The organism is Peteryoungia aggregata LMG 23059 (genome assembly GCF_030814435.1).
Classification (GTDB): Bacteria; Pseudomonadota; Alphaproteobacteria; order Rhizobiales; family Rhizobiaceae; genus Allorhizobium; species Allorhizobium aggregatum.
Genome location: NZ_JAUSUW010000001.1, coordinates 531689 through 553029, shown reverse-complemented (window position 1 = coordinate 553029; position 21341 = coordinate 531689). Strand labels below are relative to the sequence as shown.

The window sequence follows — 21341 nt, the reverse complement described above, 5'->3', positions numbered from 1 at the left end:
TTGACTGTTCCGCAGGTAACCACCGCTTGGACAAGAGAGCTACAGCGTCGTGCCAGTCGCGACGTGCTTTCGGTTGGAGGCGTTGAAGCTTTGTTTTCGGCGATATTTTTAACCCAACCGGACAGGTGAGCTAATTCTTTAGATGTATCGTGTTTACTCCGAAAGGGTAGTCTAATGGCCCGAACTTATCGGATTGGGCGCCAATTTCCGGTAAGTGAAGGTAAGTGATCTAAGCAATTCGGGTGTATCCGATAGAACACTTTCCTTTCGAGATTGCTTTCATTCTGTCGCCTTTAGGCGCTGTCGCACTTGAAGAGTATTGATCCCGATCGTTATGATCCGAAAGTGATAGTGTCATGAACATGTTTTTTGATCGTGTTTTGATCGCCTTTGAGGGCGTATGCGCGCGGGTTACTGCATGGTGGTAAACGAGCATTGGAATGGCTTAAACACGATAGGTTTCGACTACCACAAAAGTGGTCAGAAGCCGCCGGGTGCCTCTATGCGCCGGTTTGCACCGGGTGCCACGATCTTCGACACAGAAACCGATGCGTCGAGAATTCTCTTCATCAGCAGCGGATGGGTCGTATCCAGTCGCACAATGTCGAACGGCACCCGGATCGTCACCGACTTTTCGCTGCATGGAGACGTGCTGTCGTCCGCCTCGGCGCTCATGTCCCAGGAAAGCGTTCAGGCGATATCGCCCGTGACATGCTACGAGTTCGCCGGCCAGCTCTCGGGGCAGGGCAGTGAAGGCGCGTCCCAACTGCCCTTCATCATGACCGTCGAGATGATGAAGCGTCATGCCCGAATGGTGGAGCGCCTAGCAAGTATCGGGCGGAGGGATGCCTTCGGTCGCACCGGTCACCTGCTGCTTGAGCTTGCCGTGCGCGCCGGCAATGCATCCAGACCGGAGCTGGATGGTTTCGAGTGTCCGCTCAAGCAAGCCGAGATCGGCGATGCGCTGGGCTTGTCAACCGTCCATGTCAACCGCGTTCTCAAGGACATGCGGGTGGCTGGTCTTCTGTCGTTTCGCAATGGGATCGTCGAGTTTCTGAACCGGCGCAAGCTCATGGAAATTGTTGATTTCGAGCCGAGCTACCTCAGCGTGCCGGATGCCAGTATCGGCCATGCCGACCGCTAGTGAAAAGCTGTCGGGTGCAACGATCAGCAGATTATTGTCCTACAATTATTTAGTCAAAAATGACGCAAGCATGGTCTTGTTCTGTCGCTGCGACCAAATTTGGTGAAAATATGGCTTCTTTGCCGTTAATTAACTTGGGTTAATGCGCTGCTAACAAAACTGTGAAAAAATCACCCGTATGAATTGATAGGATAAAGTAAATATAGCGGCATCGACCAGCATAAGTAGATGGCGTGACCTTTTGTACCGAGCGATCGGTGAGTTTTAAGCGAATTGAGGGGGTTAAAATGAGTGCATATGCGTCGACCTCGCACAATATCGATAAATTGAAGAAGGCCGATATAGACTATCTCAGTAGCCTGTCATCCAATCAGACAGTTGATATGAAACTGGATGAGTATGTCCTGATCCTGGACAGCCGGGTTCTGGATCGCGAATGTTTGTCTCGTAGCCTCTCCAGCTACGACCCCAGCATGCGCATCTTGACTGCCGGGTCGGTTGAGGAATGGCGAGGCCGCAAGCTAGAGAGTGATCCGGCGGCGATCCTGCTCGTTCTGACCGGCGGGAAGTCTGGCGACAAGGGCGCGTGCGACAAGATCAAGGCGGTCGCGGCGGCTTTCAAGCTCAGTCCGGTCATCGTCATCCAGGAATCCGATGACCTTGGTGACCTGCTCAGTGCGATCGATGCGGGTGCGCGTGGTTACATTCCAACGAGCGTCAACATCAGTGTTGCCGCAGAGGCCATATCCCTTGCGCGCGCTGGCGGCGTCTTCATTCCCGTGAGCAGCCTTCTGGCCAGCCGGGATGCGCTGAATTCGGTGGTCAAGGGATCCAGCTATGTCAACGAGAACTTCACGCCGCGCGAGATCGAGGTGGCCGAAGCGCTGCGTCGTGGCAAGGCAAACAAGATCATCGCCTATGAAATGAACCTGTGCGAGAGCACGGTCAAGGTTCACATCCGCAACATCATGAAGAAGCTCAATGTCACCAACCGTACCCAGGTGGCGTTCAAACTGAAATAGGCCTGCTCCCAACACGGCCGACACCTTTTTGCTTTCGCCCTGTCATCGCGGCCATTCACTCAGACTGAATGGCCGCTTCGCTTTTGTTGCAAGCTCGATGCGCTCGGCGTGAGACTGTTGCCGAGGTTTAGCCTGCCACCGGGCAGGCGTTCACCATTGTGCAAAAGGTCCGGGGCAAGTGCTTCCACTGGAATGCATCCCGTCATCTATCGAAACATGATCACGAACGGGTGGTTTCCGAGTGTCAGGGTGATCTCGGAGACATCCTTCTCCTCTGCAACGGGAGTTTTTCCTGTCGTCGGATCGTAGATTGTTGCCGTCGCGACCCGTCTGCCGAGCTTGATGGTGGTGGTATTCTGCCCTTCGAGGGCCTCTCCCCACAGCACGAGCTGGAATGTGCCGTCGCTGTGCTGCAGAAGCAGGTCGTGCACAGTGTCGTGCTGTGGCTCCAGGGTGTAATCGACGCTGTCCGGCGTTTCCTTCATGCCGTCGTCTGCCAGAATGCTGGTCAGGTTGTGGAGATGGATTGCGGCCGTTCTGGGTGAGTAATCGGGACGGAAAAAGCCGTAGGTCTGATTTCCCTGCTCGTCTGTTCGGTCACGCAGGAGATAAACCGAGGTGTAGCGGTAGCCTCGTGCAAATTGCGCCAGGTAGAGATTGACGAGGTGGGCGGCCTGCAAGGCCTCGTCCACCTCACCCTTTATGGCCACCCCGGTCTCGGTCGTCACTCTGGGCAGTGTCGCCAGTTCGTCTTCCGTATGCCCCTGATACTTGTAGGCCCATGTCATTCCGAAGTTTCCGTAGAGACCGTCGACGGGGGAGCTGATGCCTGGATCGGCTGCGTCCCAGGTCTTGTTGTCGGATGGGTCCGGCGCATTCGGGTGGTAGATGTAGTTATGGACATTGGCATAATCGGCGAAGCGCGTCCCGTCCGGCATCAGGGTGCCCGCCCCATGTGGGATCTGCAGGAATTGCAGGCCGACATTGTCGGTCTGGGCGCCCGGTTCAGAGATGGACCAGACGGGGTAGGCGGCCAGCAGAGGGTCCTGCTTGACCGCGCGATAGAGATCGGCCTGCAACTCGGCGACGGGCAGCCACGAGCCTCTGCCTCCACCCTTCTTACCCTTGTAGACAACCGGCCAGTTGTTCGGTTCATTGTTGCCTTCGAATGCCAGCAGTGCACCTGCTTCTGCCAGAATGCGCCCTGTCGCGATCAGTCCTTCAAGATCGCCGCTACCGCTTCCGAGCCCCCAGCTGATCTTGACGCCGGCTTCACGATGAAGGGACAGAAAGGTCTCGATCGTCAGCGGGCCGATTTCGCTCACCCCTTCAATTCCGCCGCGAAGCCAGCGAAATCCGCCATATTTCAGCATCTCCAGCGTTTTCGCGTAGGGTTGTCCTCTGTCGTCGAAGGTCGAGACGATGCCGATGCTGCTCAGGAATTCTGCCGTTGGTCTGGCTGAAACCTCTGCGGCATGCACTGTCCCGCCGGTCGACATTGTCACGGAGAACGCAAGCCCGACCGAAACGGCGAGGAGCCTGCGGCCGACCTCGGTGAGTTTACCTGCATGCATGATCAACCTCATTTCCCAATACTGCTCATAAAGACATGCATCACGGCAAGACATGCATCGCGGCTCTCCGATCACGAGATGGCGACCGCGACGCCATTGCCAACCATGCCCGCATGGTCTTTTTCGGCAGCTGCAAACAAGGCTCTATCGCAGCTCCAGTCCCCCACCACACGCCGCAGGCTTTCCATCTCGGCGAGAGTGTCCGCCGTCGGCCATTGACAGGTGAGTTGATGGCGCAGCGACCTGAGCTTGTAGGCCGTGCGTCTGGCCAGGGAGATCCTGCGGACGAACGGTCGAAGGTATTCGTGTTCACGCAGGGCCTGCACATAGGGGGCGGTCTGGCGCGATGTACACGGGAAGTACACGCCGTCCCATGGTTTCGGATGGGAGGCGAAGTGCAGGATGGTCGGTTGCTCTGTCGTCAGATGAAGGAACTGTCGCGGGAAGTTCCAGCGGCTTGACATGCGAATCCATGAGTCGCCTGAAACCGTGTTCAGGGCGCCTTGGTCATGAAGGTGTCCGCCATTGGCGACGAAGTAATCAAAGGCGGCCTTGCCGATCCATGCCCTAGGGTCAAATTTAAGGACACCGGAATTGAAGTAGTGATGAGGCTGGTTTTTGCTCGCTGCCTGGATGATCGAGACATAGTCCGGTGCTGCGAGAAACTTGCCTTTCGGGACGGTGAATTCCTCCAAAGGTGTAAGGTCTCCCACTATTTGGGTATCTCCGTCGATATAGATTACTTGTTCGTAGTGATCCGGTAGTAGATCCGACAGAAGCAGTCGACCCATGGCGGCTATGCTCACTCTTCCGCCAAATTCCCGACGATCGACTTGGGCGAATTTTTCTGCCAGAAATTGAGAGCCATCGAGCAGGAGGATGTTCGATGTGTGACAGAAGCGCTCGCAGCCTGACTTGTTGTGAAATGCTTCCGTCGTGACAATGACGACATCCGTTGCCTGGCTCGCTGCTTTTCTGGCCTGCATGGCCGATATGGCGGTCGGAAAGAAATAGTTCTCATCTGTCACGTAGACGATGCATTGAGAATTCATGGTCGATATCCCTCGGCCTGCGATTAGAAAAGGTTACAATGGTTTCTTTTTCGCTTCAATGGAGCTTCTTCATGTTTTTTATTGTGATGTTGCGTGTTTTTGATGTTGTATTGAATTGTGAAGTGTCGAAATAACCATTTTTTCCTGGATTTTATTTTGGGTTGGTTTTGGTTTTGTTTGTCGGAGTGTGGTCGTGTTTGATTTTGATTTGGTGCTCCTATAATGCCGGTAGAGGATGCACATCGTTCGCCGTCCGAAGGTCCCATTCGCGTCTTTGTTCATCTGGCTGAAAACAAGGATGCAGAGCGTTGGCGGGCAGGCTGGGCTGCCGGAACGCTTGTCGGTATCAATGACGCCACCCCTTACGGCTATGGGCGGGCAAACGACCTTGGTTGCTCCGTCACCTTCTCGAAGGGGTGCCATGAGGGGCCTTTGTCCAAGCTCGCGAGATATGGTCTTCGTGCCATTCTCGGCTTCGATTTCCTTCATGCCTGGCGGCAGAGAAAGGCTTTTGCAGAGGTCGATGTCATCTGGACCCACACCGAGTCACAGTATCTTGCTGTTGCTGCGGTGGCGAAGCTGACGGGCACACGCACCAAAATCATCGGCCAGACGGTCTGGTTGTTTGATCATTGGTTCTCCTTGTCCTGGCTCAAGCGGACGCTCTATGCAGGCCTTGTTCCAAGGGTGGACGTTTTGACGTTTCTTTCGCCGTTGAACCTTGAGGTGGCTCGCAAACTGTTTCCGGGTGCCGATGTGCGGTTCGTCCCCTTCGGAATCCCGACGGAAACCAAGATCGCACCGCGGTCACGGCCAGGTCCCGTTCGGGTGCTGGCAATTGGCAACGACAGGCATCGGGACTGGGAAACGCTGGTTGCTGCCGCCAAGGCCAAGCCGGAGCTCTCTGTCGTCATTCTTTCGGGCACCGTGGCGAAGAGGCTGGTCAGGAACATTCCGAACGTTGAAGTCCGACGGGCCAGGCACACTCGCGAACTCATGGCCGAAATGGAAAAGGCGAGCGTGCTCTGCGTGCCGCTCAAGCCCAATCTGCACGCAAGCGGGATTACGGCGATCGAGGAGGGCGCGCTGGCGGGTCTTCCGATCGTTGCGTCGGATACGGGAGGGCTTCGGGCTTACTTTCCCGAAGAGGCGGTACGCTATGTGGTGCCCCAGGATCCGATGGCGCTGGCGGATGCGCTGCTGGAGGTCGGGCGCAAACCGGACGAAATGCTTGAAATGGCCGTGCGGGCACAGGGCAGGATGGCCCCTGGTGGGCTGGGTGTCGACGAATATGTCCGGGCGCATGTCCTGATCAGCCGCGACCTACTGCGGAAGGCTGACTTCCCCGACGAGGCCCCATAGCGGAATATGGGTGCCGGACCAATGTGACGAGGAAGACGTGTCTATGACCCCTCGCGGTCGATGAGGGCGTCGAACAGGACGAGTAGTTGATGAGCGTCGAGCCAATCGGTGTTTTGACCTTGATCATTGGTATCCTCTGTCTTTTGAGAGGTCAGGGGGCAACGGTCATCGCCTTCTCCATCTTCCCTGTTCTGGGCGGTGCTGCAGCCCTGATATTTGGCTCAACCGGCATCCAGCCCGCGCATCTGTTCATCGTCTTTATGATGATCTCGGTGATGTGGCTGCATGGCGGAATCCAGCCGATGGTCGATGCCATATTGCGGTCGTCTCCGGCAATGTGGCTGGCATTGCTGGTTGTCTACGGTATCGTCACCGGCTATTTCGCGCCGCGCCTGCTGGCCAATACGATGGACATCGTGCCGATCGGGACCGGCGGCATGCCAAATCCCGAAGGCATCATTCCGCTCGGCCCGGTCAGTGGCAACTTCACCCAGGCGGTGTATCTCCTCGCGGATCTCGTGACGTTCTGCCTTATCCTGTCGGTGGCGTCGAGGCCCCGAGGATTTCGCCATGTGACGATCGGACTGATGGGCTTTGCCGCCGCAAACATCTTCTTCGGCGTGGCGGATATGGTCAGTCCGGGCACACCGCTCGTTTCCCTGTTTTCCTACATCCGCAACGCCTCCTACACGTTTCATGTCGACGAGATCGTGGCCGGCATGCGCCGCATCATCGGATCATGGCCCGAAGCCTCGGCCTTTGCCGGCGCAAGCCTGGGGATGGTCGGCTTCTGCGGAAGCCTTTGGATCTGCGGGCGCTACAGCAAGATCAGCGGGCTCCTGTTTCTGGTGTCCTGCCTGATGATCGTCCGCTCGACATCCTCAAGCGGTATCGCAGGACTGCCCGTCTGCCTTGCGATCCTCTATGTCAGCAGCATTTTCCGGGCCGGCGGCGCATCCGGGACCAGGGCGAGTGCCCTTGTGGTAGCAAGCCTGCCCGTGGCGGCACTGGCTGTCGGGTTCCTGCTGGCCCTGAACGAGAACTTCTACGCGACCGTCTACAATTTCATCGACATCACACTTCTGAGCAAGCCGACTTCGCTGTCGGCAATCGAGCGCGGGACCTGGAATGCGTACGGTATTGCCAATTTCTTTGGGTCCTACGGCTTCGGGGTCGGGCTCGGGACAGCCAGAACCTCCTCATTTGCCATCGCCTTGCTGTCCAATGTGGGGATTCCCGGAACCTTCTTCTTCCTGATGTTCCTTGCGACGTCGATTGTCCTGCCGAAGGGTGTGCCTCGCAGTTTTGAGGACGATGTTGGGATCGCCGCACGAAACGGCTGCCTGTGCCTTCTCGTCGGTGCGCTGATTTCCGGATCTACCGTCGATCTTGGGCTCGTGTTCTTCATCATGGCGGGGCTGAAGGGGGCTCTGGCCGTCAGGGGGCGTATCCCGCAGACGGTGGCAGCCTGACGCTCCTTTGCCGATGATCCGGAGGTGCAGCTCCCTTGCCCCATCCGAACAATGAAGTCCCACTGCGATCCGGCTGAAAACCGGCTCAAAAGGCCGGGCTTTGGCGCGTGATGTTCTTGCTCGCCAAGGTATTGCGGGTGTGGTTCCACTGCCTATTCGGCGGAAAAAACCGGCAGGTGTCTACCTATATCAGGCGAGCCGCTGGCTATCAGGATCAATTGCCTCCTCGCATCTTCACAGGCAGCCTGTATCCTGCATGAGGTCAAATGATGTCTTTGTATTCGGGTAATTTTGCGCAGCGTTGCGAGAGTGAATTGTCGTCCGGACAGGCGAGCCGGCGCGGGTTCAAGCGTGCCTTCGATATCGTTTTCTCGCTCCTTGCCCTGATCTTCCTCTTTCCGGTCCTGGTGCTTGTTGCCGTCACGCTGCTGATCGTCGACGGGAGCCCGATCATCTTCCGCCACGAGAGGATCGGACGGGGAGGACGGACGTTCAATTGCCTGAAGTTCCGCACCATGCGCAAGGACGCGGAAAAGGTGCTCAGCGAGTTGCTCGCCAGTGATCCGGTCCTCCTTCAAGAATGGCGTGAGACACAGAAGCTCAAGAACGATCCGCGCGTGCACTGGGTCGGGAAATACCTCCGGATGACGTGCCTGGACGAGTTGCCGCAGCTTTTCAATATCCTGGCCGGAGACATGAGCATTGTCGGCCCCAGGCCGATCGTGGCGGCGGAGCTGGAGCATTATGGCCCGCATGTCCACTGCTATCTCACCCTGACGCCTGGCCTGACGGGTCTCTGGCAGGTCTCGAAACGAGCGGATACGTCCTACCAACAACGGGTGGAGTTCGACATCGATTATTACAACAGGTGCTCGATGCGCACCGATTTCTTGATCATCCTCAAGACGATCGCGGTCGTCTTCTTTGCGCAGAACGAGCGCTGATCCGGATCAGGCGACCCAGATGATGACGGCAGCCCAGAAGGTCAGGCAGATTATCAAGGCCAGCCATCTGAGTTGGAATTTCAAAGCGACCTCGCTCATGGACAAGTCCCTCACCAATCCCGCAGCTTCGGCGAACTCGGAACGTGATGCCGGCATGTTGCGGATCCGAACGAAGCTCGACCTAGGAGACACGTTTCTATCGAAAACTGGTCAATAAAGTCTGAAGTCATCGTCGCTCCCGGCTGCGCCCACGATCCGGCGTCCGATTCTTGCAGCCGACGACGACGATAGACGCAGAATAAGGCAGCAAGCTGATGCTGATGATGATCTCCAAAACTTGCATGTGGCTTTCCGGGGCGGCGTCTTCCCTGCGGGTGGGGGCGATTGCGCGTTCCGTCGTCGGGAAGGCGATGTGGACCCTGTGGGCCAAGATCGTCATGCAGTTTACCCAGCTCGCGACCTTCGTCGTTGCAGCCCGCACGCTTGCCTCTGCGGAATTCGGTCTCTTTTCCTATGTCGCAGCTTTGGTCGCCCTGCTTGTCGTGCTGGCAGAAGGGGGGTGGCGCGAGTTCGTGATGAAGACCAATCATGACGGTGATCGGCTGGATCAGATCGCAACCGTGGCGATTATTTCCGGTGCCGGGGCCATGGTGATCGGTGCGACCGCAGCGGCGGTTCTTGTCGTTTTCCTGGATATGCCGCAGGAGGCTCTTCTGGTGGCATTGTTCAGTGCCTGGTTGCTGCCGACACCTTTTTCCTCCGTTTGCGAGGGCATTTTCATCGCCGATGGTCGTCTGAAGGCCCTCAGCATCATCAGGATTGCCGCCGAGCTCATCGCCACCGCGGTGACCATTTTCGGCCTGCTATATGGCTGGAACATCTTTGCTCTCGTCGGGGGGCGGCTTGTCAACCAGACCGTGACGGTGACTGCCTCAATCGCGCTGCTGAAATGGTGGCCGAGGCTTACCCTTCACACCGCGTTCCTCCGGGAGCTCTTCGAATACTCCCGGCATATCACCTTCACCCGCCTTCTTGTGCTGATGCGGTCCTACTCGGGTACGCTCGTTGTCGGCAGCGTGCTCGGCCTCGCCGAGGCCGGCTATTACCGTGCGGCTGAACGCATCGTGTCGGCGTTTGCCGACCTCGTGGCGGAACCGGCACGGCAGCTGGCCTGGGCAATCCTGCGCAAGGTCGCAGTCTCCGAACCGGGCGCCTCACCGGAAATTGGAGCCAAGGCAACGACGTTTCTCGTGGTGTTGATGGTGATTTCGGCACCTGTTTATATCGGCCTCGCCCTGATGTCGGGCACGCTGATTCATCTTGCCCTAGGGGAGGCCTGGGCTCCTGCGGCCATCCTGGTCAGTCTCCTGGCGGTCAAGCAGATCCTGCTGATGCCTGGATCCATCACGGAGCCGTTGCTTTCCCTGACCGGCGCTATTCGCAAGGTCCCTGGTGCCATCCTGGTGAACAGCCTCGTGTCGATTGGCCTGATCCTGCTCTTGGCACCCTTCGGAATGGTGGCGGCGGCATTGGGGCAGTGTATCGCTGCCGTCTTCTCCTTCGCCGTTTCTGTATGGCTGCAGAGCCTTTATGGGGCCGTGAGCTGGCCACGCGTTCTGCGCGGCTGTGCGCATCCTGCCGTTGCGGTTTCGGCGATGGCGATCACGGTCTTCCTTCTTGGCAATGTGGCCGCGCAGTCGGTCGCGAACGGGCTGCTGACAAACATCGTGCAGGTCCTTGCCGGTGGCCTGGTCTATTTCGCCACGCTCGCGGTGCTGCACAAGGTGGCCGGCGGCCTCCTGCTCGCGGCGGTGGCTGACCTGGGAGTGAAGCCATGAATGTCATGCCCAAACAGATTGACGGTTCCGGCGGGGGGAACGCGTCGATGAAGCAGAGGGTCAGGGCCTTGTTGCGAGGCGCAGAATCCGGCTTCGAGCAGTCCATGCTGCCCCTTCGCGCAGCCGCAGGCCGGCTGCGTTATCTTTCTCCCCGACCGCGCAGGTTCACCGGTGCCTTTCCCTCCTACGAAGAGGCCTTCGCCGCGGCGTCCAGGGCCGGCAGGCTTGCGGGCTACAATCATCACGAGATCGCGCAGGTGTCGTTCGAACAGATGTGCGGGATCATGCCGTGGGACTATCCGGTGATGTTCTGGCTGAGCAGACTGCATGATCAGATCGACGGCCTTCTGGATGCCGGCGGCCACATGGGCACGAAATACCGTGCCTTTCGTGCACCGCTCGCGTTGTCCGAGGATTTCCGGTGGGTCATCTATGAACTGCCGGCAATCGCAGAGGCTGGACGGCGGCGCGCGGAGGAGGATGGTCTTCGCGCGTTGCGCTTTGTCGACGACGTTAATGATGCGCCCCGGCTGCCGGTCTTCCTTGGATCCGGCTTGATGCAATACCTCGATATTCCGCTGTCTTCTCTGCTGACTCGCTTGCCCGCTCTCCCGCCTCATTTGCTGCTGAACAAGGTCGCTCTGCGAAAGAACGGCCCTCCGTTGGTCACGCTTGAGCGCATAGGTGATGCCTATGTTCCCTATCAGATGCGGAACGAGGCCGATCTGGTTCGGGACCTGGAAACGATCGGCTACCGGCTCGTTGACCGCTGGTCCATCGATGCCCTGTCGCATGTCATCGACACACATCCCGAACTGGGACCAAGCAGCAGCGCAGGATTCTATTTCAGGCTCTAGGCGGTGTCGCGGGATCTGGTCTTGTGGTTGAGGCCAATCGCCAAACGGTGAGCGGCCATCTGCGCGAGGGCCATGGCTGACGCAATCGTCCGACGGTTCACGTCTGACAAGGCTTTCTCTTGGTTGTCGTGATCGGATCAATCCAGCATTTCGATGTTCTGCGGTGCCAGACGTCTGGCAAGGAGGTCGCGCAGGGCGAGCAGGTTTCCCCTCAGCCGCGACTTGCGATCGATCCATGGCTCCGGTGACCGGGCTTTGACGAGGTTTGCCGCCAGGTTGCGCGCCATCTGGGACAGTGCGTGGCGCGGGCTCATGGTTCCCTTCTGCATCAGATACAGCGGGTTGGCGATCTGCGAATACCCGAAGCGAAGGCCGGACGTCCTGCCGACCTTGGTGCCCAGATGCACACCGATCAGGCGCGGAGAGGTGAGGATCCGACCAAAACGGCTGACAGTGCGACTGAAGTCGACATCCTCCAGCCAGCCATAGAAGGGCAGGTTCTCGTCAAAGCGCAGTCCGCAGATGCGCAGCGTGGACATGCGTACAGCGAGATTGCAGCCATAACCGCTATAGGTTTCGACTGTCGATGTCTGGTCGACCGGGGATTCAGCGTTCCGCAGAAGGTCGACGCCCTCTGCAAGGGGAATGCCAGGGCCGTTAATGCCGTCGGCGATCACTGTGCCCGTCAGGATCTCGGCATCGGGGTTCTTCAGGAACAGCTGCTCCATCTCGGCGAGATAGCTTGGTCCGAGAAGGAAGTCGTCGTCCAGGAAAAGGACGATGTCGGCCTCGGGCACGGCGTCCAGGATGGCGTTGCGTTGTCTGCATAGACCGCGTTGGGATACGAGAACGCGCACAGGGCAGGGCAGGCGTGAGAGCGTCTTTTCGTCGACGTCGTCGGATGTTGGAACACAGATCACGATCTCGTCCGGCAGACGTGTCTGCTGGGCTATCAATGGCATGACCTCGCCGATGATATCCCGGCGACCGGCGCTGGGAATGCCTATCACGAGTTCCAGCTTCGACCAGGATGGAGCCGCCTCGTGCTGCGTCAGAGCGTGGGCCGTTTCTATATTCATGCGGTCAGTCCCCTCGACAACGGCGAGCGGTGCCGCGAGCCAGTATCGCTGCGGTTTGAAATGACGCCAAGCAGCGACACCCGCGAGCGACCAAAGACCTTCAACGCCTCGGAAAGCCGCTCGATCGTCAGTTTCTTGTTGTTGCCGATCACCAGGATGATCCCGTCGACCTGCGAGCAAATGGTGCGTGTATCAGCGGACTCCTCGAAACCCGACATGTCCACGATGATCAGCTTGTACTTCGGGCGCAGCTTTGCCAGGGCTTCCTTGAGTGCAGAGAGATGCCCGTAGCGGTAGGGACCCGTCGCGAGATGGCGTGTCTGTTCAACGGTGAGCAGCGGGACCGGCACGGCAGAATGATCCGGCATTCCGTCCGGCTCATGATCGATGCAGCTTCGCTCGGTGCTGCGCGAGGTGCGCAGAAGCCGGGTGGTGGTACCCGTTGTGGAGGTGTCGCCGAAGGTTGCCGGGTGGATCGGCTTCAACGCGAAGTCGGGCGCCGCGTTGAAGGCGAGGCGGGTGAGGCGGGCTGCCACGAAGTCGGCGTCCACGAGCAGGACGGATTGCTGTTCATTCTGATAGAGTTGCGCCAGATTGGTGGCGATGGTCGTCTTGCCTTCGCCACTGCCCACCGACGTGATCCCGATGACCACGGAACCATGGGCCGGGATGATCGCATCGAGAGAGTTCTTCACGCTGCGAAGCGCCTCCGAGAACGGCGAATAGGGCGTGTCCAAGATCGCGCGCAAGGGCATGACTGTGGCAGGAAGGCCCTCCGCCTGGCCATTGGCCGTGGGCTGTGCCCTGTAGACCGGGACATGGCCGAGCGATGTGATGCCCAGTTCGCGCTGGAGACGTTCGCTGGAACCGGCCCGGCGGTCCAGGCTGTTGCGCGCGACGGCAGCGAAAAGACCGAACGACATTCCGAGGACCAGGGAGAAGGGCAGCACAACAGAGGGCTTTGGCCAGTTGCGGCTCAAGGGCTCGGTCGCTGCCGTCACGATGCGGGCCTTGCCGAGCGGGAAGGACTGGGTCTGAAAAGTGCTGACGAACTGCTGCAGCAGGCTTTCGTAGAGCCGTCTGTATGTGTTGGCGCGGCTTTCGATCTCGGCGAGTTCGACACGGGCGATGTTCTTGTCCGCACCCTGGCTGGTGGCATTCTCGAATTGCTGTTCTGCCAGCTTCTCGCGCCCCTGGGCAATCTCCAGGTTCGACCGATACAGTGCTTCCACCTGGCGCAATTCATTGACGATGTTGGCCTGGATGCGGGCGATGTCGGCTGTTGCGGTGGTAATCGCGGGATTGCCGGCGCTGTAGCGCTCCTTGAGGCCCTCAAGGCGGATCTCCGCGAGGCGCATCTCGTCGCGCAGCTTGAGAATCTGCGGGTTGTTGGCAATCTCGGGGAGATTGGCGTCCGTGGAGTTGGAGGCAATCAAGCGGCTCAGGGTGGTCAGCTTGGCGGATGCATCGGCCGTCTCCGCGCGTGCAGCGAGCATCTGGCTGCTAACTTCGGACAGTTGCTGCTGATCGAGCGACGTCTCGTTGGCCATGGCGGTAATGTCATGCTGATTGCGATATTCTTCGGCAGCCAGCGCAGCCTCGCGGGCCTTGCCTCCGATATCCACCAGGCGACCCTCGAGCCAGAGGGCGCCCTGCTTGGCTGCTTCTGCGCGGTCATTCATGCCATTTCGAATATAGGCTTCGGCCAGGGCGTTCGCCGTCCGTGCAGCCTTTTCCGGATCGCCGGAGCGGTAGCCGATCTCCAGGACATAGGACTGGCCAACCCGGCGGACGGACACGCGGTCCAGGAAGCCGTCCATCGTCCGTCGCATCTGTTCCTCGGTGCCCTGCGCAGCGTGCTCCGTATCGCCGCTGCCGGCCAAAGAGTTGATCGCCGAAACGGCATATCCCTTGAGAGCTGATTGCCACGACGTCGAACTGACGATCTCCGGATCGTTCATCAGTCCGAGTTCGCGGATAACGCTTTCGGCGATGGCCTCGGATTTGACGATCTCGACCTGACTGGCGATCTCTGCCGCCTCAATGATGACAGTGCCCGTCGTGGCGTCCTGCGAGAGAATGCGACTTTGTTCAGGGTCGATCACGAGACGCGCCGTGGCCTGGTAGGTTGACGGGGTCTTGACACTATAGAGGATGCCGAGCGTGAGCCCCAGGACAGTGCAAACCGCAATGATCGGTATGTTCTTCTTCAGCACGTTGAACAGGTCGCGCAGCGAGACAGAGTCCGAGCCGGGATATTCCCGCCCGTCCCGCGGAGGGACGGTCTCAATCATTCCAAACTCATGGAGACCCATGGGCTTTTCCCTCCTTCGTGCCTGTTGATCCACTGATGATTATTGCGAAGGCTGTGCGACCCGTGAAACCTGCGGCAAATCAGCAGCGTCCGACGAGATGTCGTAGCGAACGTCAAGGACGTCCCCTGGAGCAAGAGCCGCGTCAGGCGGCAGTTCGACCGGAATTCCGCCACCGTCCGCCCGTGTCACCCAGTAGTTCAGTGGCGTGACCGCTGCTGCGGCCCGTGCCACATCGCGCGATACAGCGGCACCCGCGGCCTGAAGAAGCTCAATCACCGTGTCGCGCTTGAGCTTGGTGTCTTCGATCTCTGCCGTCACTTCCTGAAGATCGCGTCCGGCCTCGGTCCGCCTCTGGCCCCTCAGGGTGATCGCATCCCGCTCCGTCTCGCTCAGCTTCTGCTTCGCCCGCATCGCCGCGACCACGAGGTCAAGCTTGTCGCTGCTGAGGTCGGCGACGACCCGTTCCAGCGCAGTCTCGCGCGATTTGGCCAAGGTGCCCGAGTCGACCAGGGAAGCGATGCTCGCGAGTTCGTCCTGCGCAATCTTGATCTGGCGATCCTGCACCGCCGTCTTTTCATCCAGCACGTCGATTTCCTTTCCGAGCAGATCCTGCAACTCGGAAAGAGAGGTCAATTGCCGTTTCAGTGCTTCCGCGCGCGCCAGAAACAGGTCACCCTCACTCTGGATGAACAGTTTTCCGGTGCTGCCGTCGCGTGCATTGGCGAGTTCTGGCGGAAACTCGACCTTTGGGCTGTCATTCAGCTCTGCCTCGAGACGAGCCCGTTTTGCCATAAGCTGCTTCAGCAGCAGGTCGAAGCGCTTCAGCTCGCCGGCGTAGCGCAACTGCTCCAGTTCGCCGAGCCCATTGGCTTCGTTTCGCCGCTCGCGACCGCCCGCCATCGCAACCGCCTGGGTGATCGTGAGCCCGGGGCGAAATTCCAGCTCGCCGGGATTGGCCACTACACCGGAGACGTAGAACATGGGGTAGCGTGTGACCTCGACGGTGGCCACCGGTGCGGCGGCCAGACCCGTCTTCGCCTTAAGAAGCGTCGAAATCTTCTGTGCGACCGAACTCGCGGTCTCGTCCTTTACCGTGAACTCGCCGAGCAAAGGGATCGCGATGGTGCCGGTCTGGGACACGGAATACTCGCCGTTGAGTGCCGTCCACTCCTTGTATTCTCCGGTCGAAGCGATCCATTCGACAATGGTCACCTTCACGCGTGTCAACGGCAGGAGCCTGGCGTCTGCATTTGCGGGGGTGGCCAGGGGCAGAAGCAGCAACCCAGCCAGCGCGCAGCCCAATAGCCCCGAACGATACGGACGCGCCCAAGGCGATGTTCGTGAATGTCGTACCAGCATTGCCTCGCCCCGTGTTTGGTTGCTGCACCGGCATGCCAGACATGCTGGCAGCATCCGGCACGCTACTTCTCCATCTTCGCGCCAATGCGTGCGGAGTAAATTCACTCCCTATCGGTGGGGCCTAGTCACTTTTGGTAGGGATGGGTACGCCCTCCCTCCTATCGGATGAGATCCGACAGCGTGTTTCGGCAAGATCTTGCGTCATTTGGTTGAGTGGGAGGTTGCGGTCGGACGGTATCTGTCACTTTGGTGATGCCGATAGACCTTAGTGGGTTCTGTCCGGGAGATCGGATGCGTGGGTAGATTGCCACCGTGATATCGGAAGGAAAAACCATGCGGGTAGCGATCGTTCACTATTGGCTCGTATCCATGCGCGGCGGCGAGAAGGTCGTCGAGGCGCTGTGCGACATGTATCCGGACGCCGACATCTTCACCCTGGTCTGCGACCGCGACAAACTGTCGGAGAAAATCCAGCGCCACCGCATCTTCACCTCCTTCCTACAGCACGTGCCGGGCTCCAGGAAACACTATCAATCCCTGCTGCCGCTCATGCCGTTTGCTCTCGAGAGCTTCGATCTCAGAAATTATGACCTGATCATCTCGAGCGAATCCGGGCCTGCAAAGGGGATCATCCCACCGCCGCACGCGCTGCATGTCTGCTACTGTCATTCCCCGATGCGCTACCTCTGGGATCACTACCACTTCTATCGCGGCAATGCCGGTCTGATGGCGAAGGTGATGATGCCATTGCTGGCCCCGCTTTTGCGCACGTGGGATGCGAATTCCAGTCTGCGCGTCGATCGTTTCGTGGCCAACTCGCATCATGTCGCCAACCGTATCGGGAAATACTACCGGCGTTCGTCCGTCGTCGTGCATCCACCGGTCGCAACCGAGGATTTTGTACCGGGCGGCGATGTCGAGGATTTCTATCTCTGCGCCGGCCAGATCGTCCCCTACAAGCGCATTGACCTTGCCGTGCGTGCGTTCACGAAACTGGGGCGCAACCTCGTCGTGCTCGGTGACGGCGATAGCCGGGAAGTCAAGGCTCTCAAGCGGATTGCAGGGCCTACGATCACCTTCACCGGGCCTGCCTCCTTTTCGGAGCTCAAGTCCAGACTTGCCCGTTGCCGGGCGCTTGTCTTCCCCGGTGAGGAAGACTTCGGCATCGTTCCGGTCGAAGCCATGGCGAGCGGGCGTCCGGTGATTGCCTATGGGCGTGGTGGCGCCCTGGATACGGTGGTGCCGGGGCATACGGGCATCCTGTTCAAGGATCAATCGGTCGAGTCGCTGGTTGAGGCCGTGGAGGTCTTCGAGGCCATGGAGCCGCGATTCCGATCCGACACGATCCAGATGCATGCCGCCCAGTTCAGTTCGATGAACTTCAAGATCGAGATGAAGAAGATCATCGACCAGGAACTTGCCAAGCGTCATGTTGCGATCGAGGCCAGACCCTATGCTGCGTCGCGCTCGCCGCTTTTCCAGGACGTGAGCCAGGTGCCCCTGCACTAGTACGCTTGTTTCGACGCTGCCGAACCTATCGCGAGCCCGCCGACGTCGTCGCCGACAGAGGAGACCGGCGCAGGCGTCGGTCGACGAGATCTCCGCTTGCTCCCGACATACTCCTTTTTGAGTAAGTCTCAGCAAAAGCAACAACTATCGAGGGGATGATCCGCCGCTTATCCTTTAACTGCAAGATCGTTTGCACGTTGATCGGAGCTCATGATCGCAAGGAGAATTTGGTGAATGACCGAGCCGGACATGCATGGGCTGCTGCAGGCGACAGGGCACTGACATGAGTGCTTCTGCGTTCGTGGTGAACGGTCGCTATCTTACCCAGAGCATCACCGGCGTTCAGCGGTATGCCCGCAATGTCGTCGACGCCATCGATCGGCTTGAAGAGGCGAGCGGGTCTGTGGTGCTGACGCCGAGGTCAGCCAGCCAGCCGGGCTACCATCGCCTTCGCACCGTCGAAACCGGCTTTCTGCAAGGCTATGCCTGGGAGCAGGCAGAGTTGCCGCTGGCCTCACTCGGTCGTCGGCTCCTCAATCTTTGCAATATGGCGCCAGCTATCAAGAACGAGCAGATCGTCTGTATCCATGACAGCAACGTTCTGTCCTCGCCGGAAAGCTACAGCTGCGGTTTTCGGGCGGCCTATCGTAGCCTTCAGCCATTGCTGGTGCGGCGCGCAGCGAGGATCGCGACGGTTTCTCACGCGTCAGCCCGGCAACTCGCCCGGTATCTGCCGATAGCCCTTTCGGAGATCGCGGTCCTGCCGAATGGTCATGAGCACGCTTTGCTCTGGAACCCGGCGAAGGCGAAATTGCCTGCGGGTTTGCCTGTCGAGGAAGGAGATCGTCCGTATGTGCTGGCCTTTGGTTCCCGCGCCAAACACAAGAACATGTCACTGCTTGTTGCGATTGCTCCCCGGCTCGATGAGATGGGGATCAACATCGTCATCGCGGGGGGCGGTGCGATCGGTGCGACGGGCGCTTCTTTCGAGCATTCCAATGTCTATCATTGCGGCAGGGTGACGGACGACGATCTCGCCCATCTTCTTGATCACGCTCTCTGCCTCGTCTTTCCGTCTGTCACCGAGGGTTTCGGGCTGCCGATCGTGGAGGCGATGGCGCGGGGCTGTCCTGTCCTGTCCTCTGATGCCGCCAGCATGCCGGAGGTCTGTGGAGAGGCCGCATTGATGGCTTCTCCGTTCGATCAACGGCAATGGGTGGACAACATTCGTTCCCTGGCGGAATCGGAGGCATTGCGGGTTCATCTGATTGGTGCGGGTCGAGAACAATGCCGCCATTTTTCCTGGATGAGCAGTGCGGAGGGGTATCTGGAGCTGCTGGAAAACCCTGTCTCAGGCGTGAGGAGGTCGGCTGCCCCGAAGCGAACACAGTCGCGGGTGGCTGCGGTGTTCGCCACTCTCGGCAGACCTGACGTGGTGTCTGCGACGGTGCGCCATTTCCTTGCGACCCAAACCCTGGCGCCGTCGTCTGTCATCGTCTCCTGCAGCAAACTTGAGGATGCAGGAGACCTTGTGTCGCTTGATGCAGTGAAGGTCGTGCTCTCTCCGGTGGGGCTGCCGGCCCAACGCAACACGGCGCTGAAGGCGATCGAGGCCGGCACCGAAATCGTCGCCTTTTTCGACGACGATTTCGTGGCCGATGCCGAATGGCTGTCGAGGGCCGCTCAGATCCTCCAGGACGACAGGGGTATCGTGGGTGTCACCGGGCATGTGGTTGCCGACGGGATCAAGGGGCCGGGTATTCCGTTCGAAGAGGCTGTCCAGATCGTCGAGGCTGCAACCGGCGAACCCAAGTCGGGTTGGGCCGAACGCTACAGCCCCTATGGATGCAATATGGCCTTTCGGTTTGGCGCGATCGGTGATGTCAGATTTGACGAGCGTCTTGTGCTCTATGGCTGGCTTGAGGATCGTGACTTTGGCGCCCAGCTGGCCGCGCGCGGCGGCAGGCTGGTCAAGTCACCTGACTGTCTCGGGGTCCATATGGGGGTCAAGAGCGGGCGCACCAGCGGTGAGCGCTTCGGCTACTCCCAGATCGCCAATCCGATCTACATGATGAGAAAAGGCACGATGGAACCGCGTCTGGTGGTGGGCCAGATCTTCCGCAACCTTGCCAGCAATTTCGGGCGTGGCTTCTTGCCCGAGCCTTACATCGACCGAAGAGGCAGGATCAGGGGCAACATGCATGCACTTCTCGATCTGTTGCGCGGACAGCTGGCTCCTGAGCGGGTGACTTCATTCGATGCCGGCAGGGCAATCGAACCGATGGGCGGGAGACCGGCCGATGCCTGACAATCACGCCGAGATCGGAGCGCGGACGGTCGGTGTGTCGGACGCTGCTGACACAAGTGCCTCGACTTGCAGCCCCGCGGGAGGGAGTGCGCCTGGATCAGCGAAAGCTGGCTGCGGGCGTCTGCGGGCAATCACCCAATGGTCGCAGGTGATACTAAAGGCACAGGAGTGACGTGCTGCACTTGTGCAGGCACCACGTGGGGGATGGAGTTGGATGACCAGGCTGAAAGAAGGCGGCATTTCTGACGTCATGCCCAGTCGTGTCGTCATCATAAGCGACCTTTGCGAGGCGCGCGACGGGCCGTCTGTCATTGCCTTGAAGAACGCGGGAATGCTCGCGGATCATGGTGTGTCCGTTGTCTATTTCTGCGGCGATTCCGGAGACAATCCGGGCTTGCGGGAGAAGGGTGTCGAGATCCATGCGATCGGCAACAGCGAATTGCGTCGTCTGTCGTTCGCCAACGCTGCCATCACGGGGCTCTTCAATGCGACGGCTGCCCGCAGGCTGCGGGCTCTCATCCGGGAAAATGACACGCCGGGCACGCTGTATCACGTTCACAACTGGTCAAAGATCCTGTCGCCATCGATCTTCGCGGTCCTGCGCCCGGTGATGGCGCGTGTGGTCCTCAGTGCGCATGATTTCTTCCTTGCCTGTCCGAACGGGGGCTACTTCAATTTCCAGAAGGGCGTGCCTTGTACGCTGGCGCCGCTGTCGCTCGCATGCCTGGGCTCGAACTGTGATCGCCGGTCTCGCCTGGAAAAGGCATGGCGGATCGTCCGGGATATCGAACGGCGGGCGTTCATGGACCTGTCCCGGTCAAAGGGGACTGTCCTCGCTGTCCACGAAGGAATGGTCGGCCTGCTTGAGCATGGAGGTGTTGCTGCCCGTTCGATCAAGGTGCTGAGGAACGTCGTGGAGCCATGGTCTGCGGAGCGGGTCGCTGCGGAAGACAATTCCGAGTTCCTGTTCGTTGGCCGCCTTGATCACGACAAGGGTGTGCTGCTGCTGGCGGACGCGGCGAAGCAAGCTGATGTACCGGTGACCTTTGTCGGAGACGGCGAGCTGGCCAAAGAGATCGCGGCTCGTTATCCACGGGCGCGGCTGCTCGGTTTCAAGGACCGCCTGGGACTGCGGGAGGTCGCCAGCAGGGCACGATGCGTCGTCGTTCCCACCCGTTCCAGAGAGACATTCTCTCTGGTGGCCTATGAGGCGATCAGCTCCGGAATTCCCGTCATCATCAGCGATTTTGCAGCGACCCGGGACGATATCCTGCAGGAGGGCGTCGGTTTCCGCTGCAATCCTTATGATACGGCGGGGCTGAGCGCGACGTTGAAAACACTGGCTGCGGATGATGTCACGATCGCTGCGATGAGCCATCGCGGATTTCTCGGACGGGACCATATGATCCTCTCAGCGAGCAATTGGCAGCAACGCCTGTTCGACCTCTATCGCTCGCAGATGCTGCAGGCGGATGTGGCAAACCGCTCCCTGGTCCATTGACGTCC

Annotated in this window: 16 protein-coding genes; 11 read left to right on the top strand and 5 right to left on the bottom strand. The window is 59.3% G+C overall.

The features are described from left to right. The first annotated feature begins 502 nt into the window (after positions 1-502). Both J2045_RS02615 and J2045_RS02610 read left to right on the top strand, forming a co-directional pair. Positions 503-1144, top strand: a complete 642-nt coding sequence (locus tag J2045_RS02615) for a Crp/Fnr family transcriptional regulator (protein ID WP_307369074.1) — start codon at positions 503-505, stop codon at positions 1142-1144. A gap of 233 nt (positions 1145-1377) precedes the next feature. Next, positions 1378-2166 (top strand): LuxR C-terminal-related transcriptional regulator, encoded by a 789-nt coding sequence (locus J2045_RS02610; RefSeq protein WP_307369071.1) that lies wholly within the window; start codon positions 1378-1380, stop codon positions 2164-2166. Positions 2167-2372: 206 nt separating this feature from the next. Here J2045_RS02610 and J2045_RS02605 read toward each other — a convergent pair whose 3' ends face one another. Beyond that, positions 2373-3740 carry a glycosyl hydrolase gene (locus J2045_RS02605; protein ID WP_307369068.1) on the bottom strand — a complete coding sequence of 456 codons (1368 nt, stop codon included), beginning with the start codon at positions 3738-3740 and terminating at the stop codon, positions 2373-2375. 71 nt (positions 3741-3811) lie between these two features. Then, on the bottom strand, positions 3812-4792 hold the full coding sequence (locus J2045_RS02600; RefSeq protein WP_307369065.1) for a glycosyltransferase family 8 protein: 981 nt from the start codon (positions 4790-4792) through the stop codon (positions 3812-3814). Between the two features lie 222 nt (positions 4793-5014). Here J2045_RS02600 and J2045_RS02595 point away from each other — a divergent pair, with 222 nt between their 5' ends. From J2045_RS02595 to J2045_RS02570, 6 genes are all read left to right on the top strand, one after another. After that, on the top strand, positions 5015-6154 hold the full coding sequence (locus J2045_RS02595; RefSeq protein ID WP_307369062.1) for a glycosyltransferase: 1140 nt from the start codon (positions 5015-5017) through the stop codon (positions 6152-6154). An 89-nt stretch (positions 6155-6243) separates the two neighbouring features. After that, positions 6244-7626 carry a hypothetical protein gene (locus J2045_RS02590; protein WP_307369059.1) on the top strand — a complete coding sequence of 461 codons (1383 nt, stop codon included), beginning with the start codon at positions 6244-6246 and terminating at the stop codon, positions 7624-7626. 266 nt (positions 7627-7892) lie between these two features. Beyond that, complete coding sequence (locus tag J2045_RS02585; RefSeq protein ID WP_307369056.1) at positions 7893-8570, top strand: sugar transferase; 678 nt, start codon at positions 7893-7895, stop codon at positions 8568-8570. Between the two features lie 19 nt (positions 8571-8589). Then, positions 8590-8787: a hypothetical protein gene (locus J2045_RS02580; protein WP_307369053.1), complete on the top strand. Its 198-nt coding sequence runs from the start codon at positions 8590-8592 to the stop codon at positions 8785-8787. 103 nt (positions 8788-8890) lie between these two features. After that, on the top strand, positions 8891-10408 hold the full coding sequence (locus tag J2045_RS02575) for an oligosaccharide flippase family protein (protein WP_307369050.1): 1518 nt from the start codon (positions 8891-8893) through the stop codon (positions 10406-10408). A gap of 47 nt (positions 10409-10455) precedes the next feature. Next, positions 10456-11265, top strand: a complete 810-nt coding sequence (locus J2045_RS02570; RefSeq protein WP_307369047.1) for a methyltransferase, TIGR04325 family — start codon at positions 10456-10458, stop codon at positions 11263-11265. Between the two features lie 137 nt (positions 11266-11402). Here the strand turns inward: J2045_RS02570 and J2045_RS02565 are convergent, their stop codons facing one another. The 3 genes from J2045_RS02565 to J2045_RS02555 are packed head-to-tail and all read right to left on the bottom strand — an operon-like array spanning position 11403 to position 16018. After that, positions 11403-12344 (bottom strand): glycosyltransferase family 2 protein, encoded by a 942-nt coding sequence (locus J2045_RS02565; protein WP_307369044.1) that lies wholly within the window; start codon positions 12342-12344, stop codon positions 11403-11405. Beyond that, on the bottom strand, positions 12341-14638 hold the full coding sequence (locus tag J2045_RS02560) for an exopolysaccharide transport family protein (protein WP_307369042.1): 2298 nt from the start codon (positions 14636-14638) through the stop codon (positions 12341-12343). The genes J2045_RS02565 and J2045_RS02560 overlap by 4 nt, the downstream gene beginning before the upstream one ends. 60 nt (positions 14639-14698) lie before the next feature. Further along, the gene (locus tag J2045_RS02555) at positions 14699-16018 is read right to left on the bottom strand and encodes a polysaccharide biosynthesis/export family protein (RefSeq protein ID WP_307369039.1); all 1320 of its coding nucleotides are present in this window, start codon (positions 16016-16018) and stop codon (positions 14699-14701) included. Positions 16019-16351: 333 nt separating this feature from the next. On the opposite strand from J2045_RS02555, the gene J2045_RS02550 reads away from it, so the two are divergent. The 3 genes from J2045_RS02550 (at position 16352) to J2045_RS02540 (ending at position 21336) form a co-directional block, all read left to right on the top strand. Then, positions 16352-17527, top strand: coding sequence for a glycosyltransferase (locus J2045_RS02550; RefSeq protein WP_166599021.1), 1176 nt, complete (start codon positions 16352-16354; stop codon positions 17525-17527). 283 nt (positions 17528-17810) lie between these two features. After that, positions 17811-19835 (top strand): glycosyltransferase, encoded by a 2025-nt coding sequence (locus tag J2045_RS02545; protein ID WP_307369035.1) that lies wholly within the window; start codon positions 17811-17813, stop codon positions 19833-19835. A gap of 214 nt (positions 19836-20049) precedes the next feature. Continuing rightward, positions 20050-21336, top strand: coding sequence for a glycosyltransferase family 4 protein (locus J2045_RS02540; RefSeq protein ID WP_307369032.1), 1287 nt, complete (start codon positions 20050-20052; stop codon positions 21334-21336). The last annotated feature ends 5 nt before the right edge of the window (positions 21337-21341 follow it).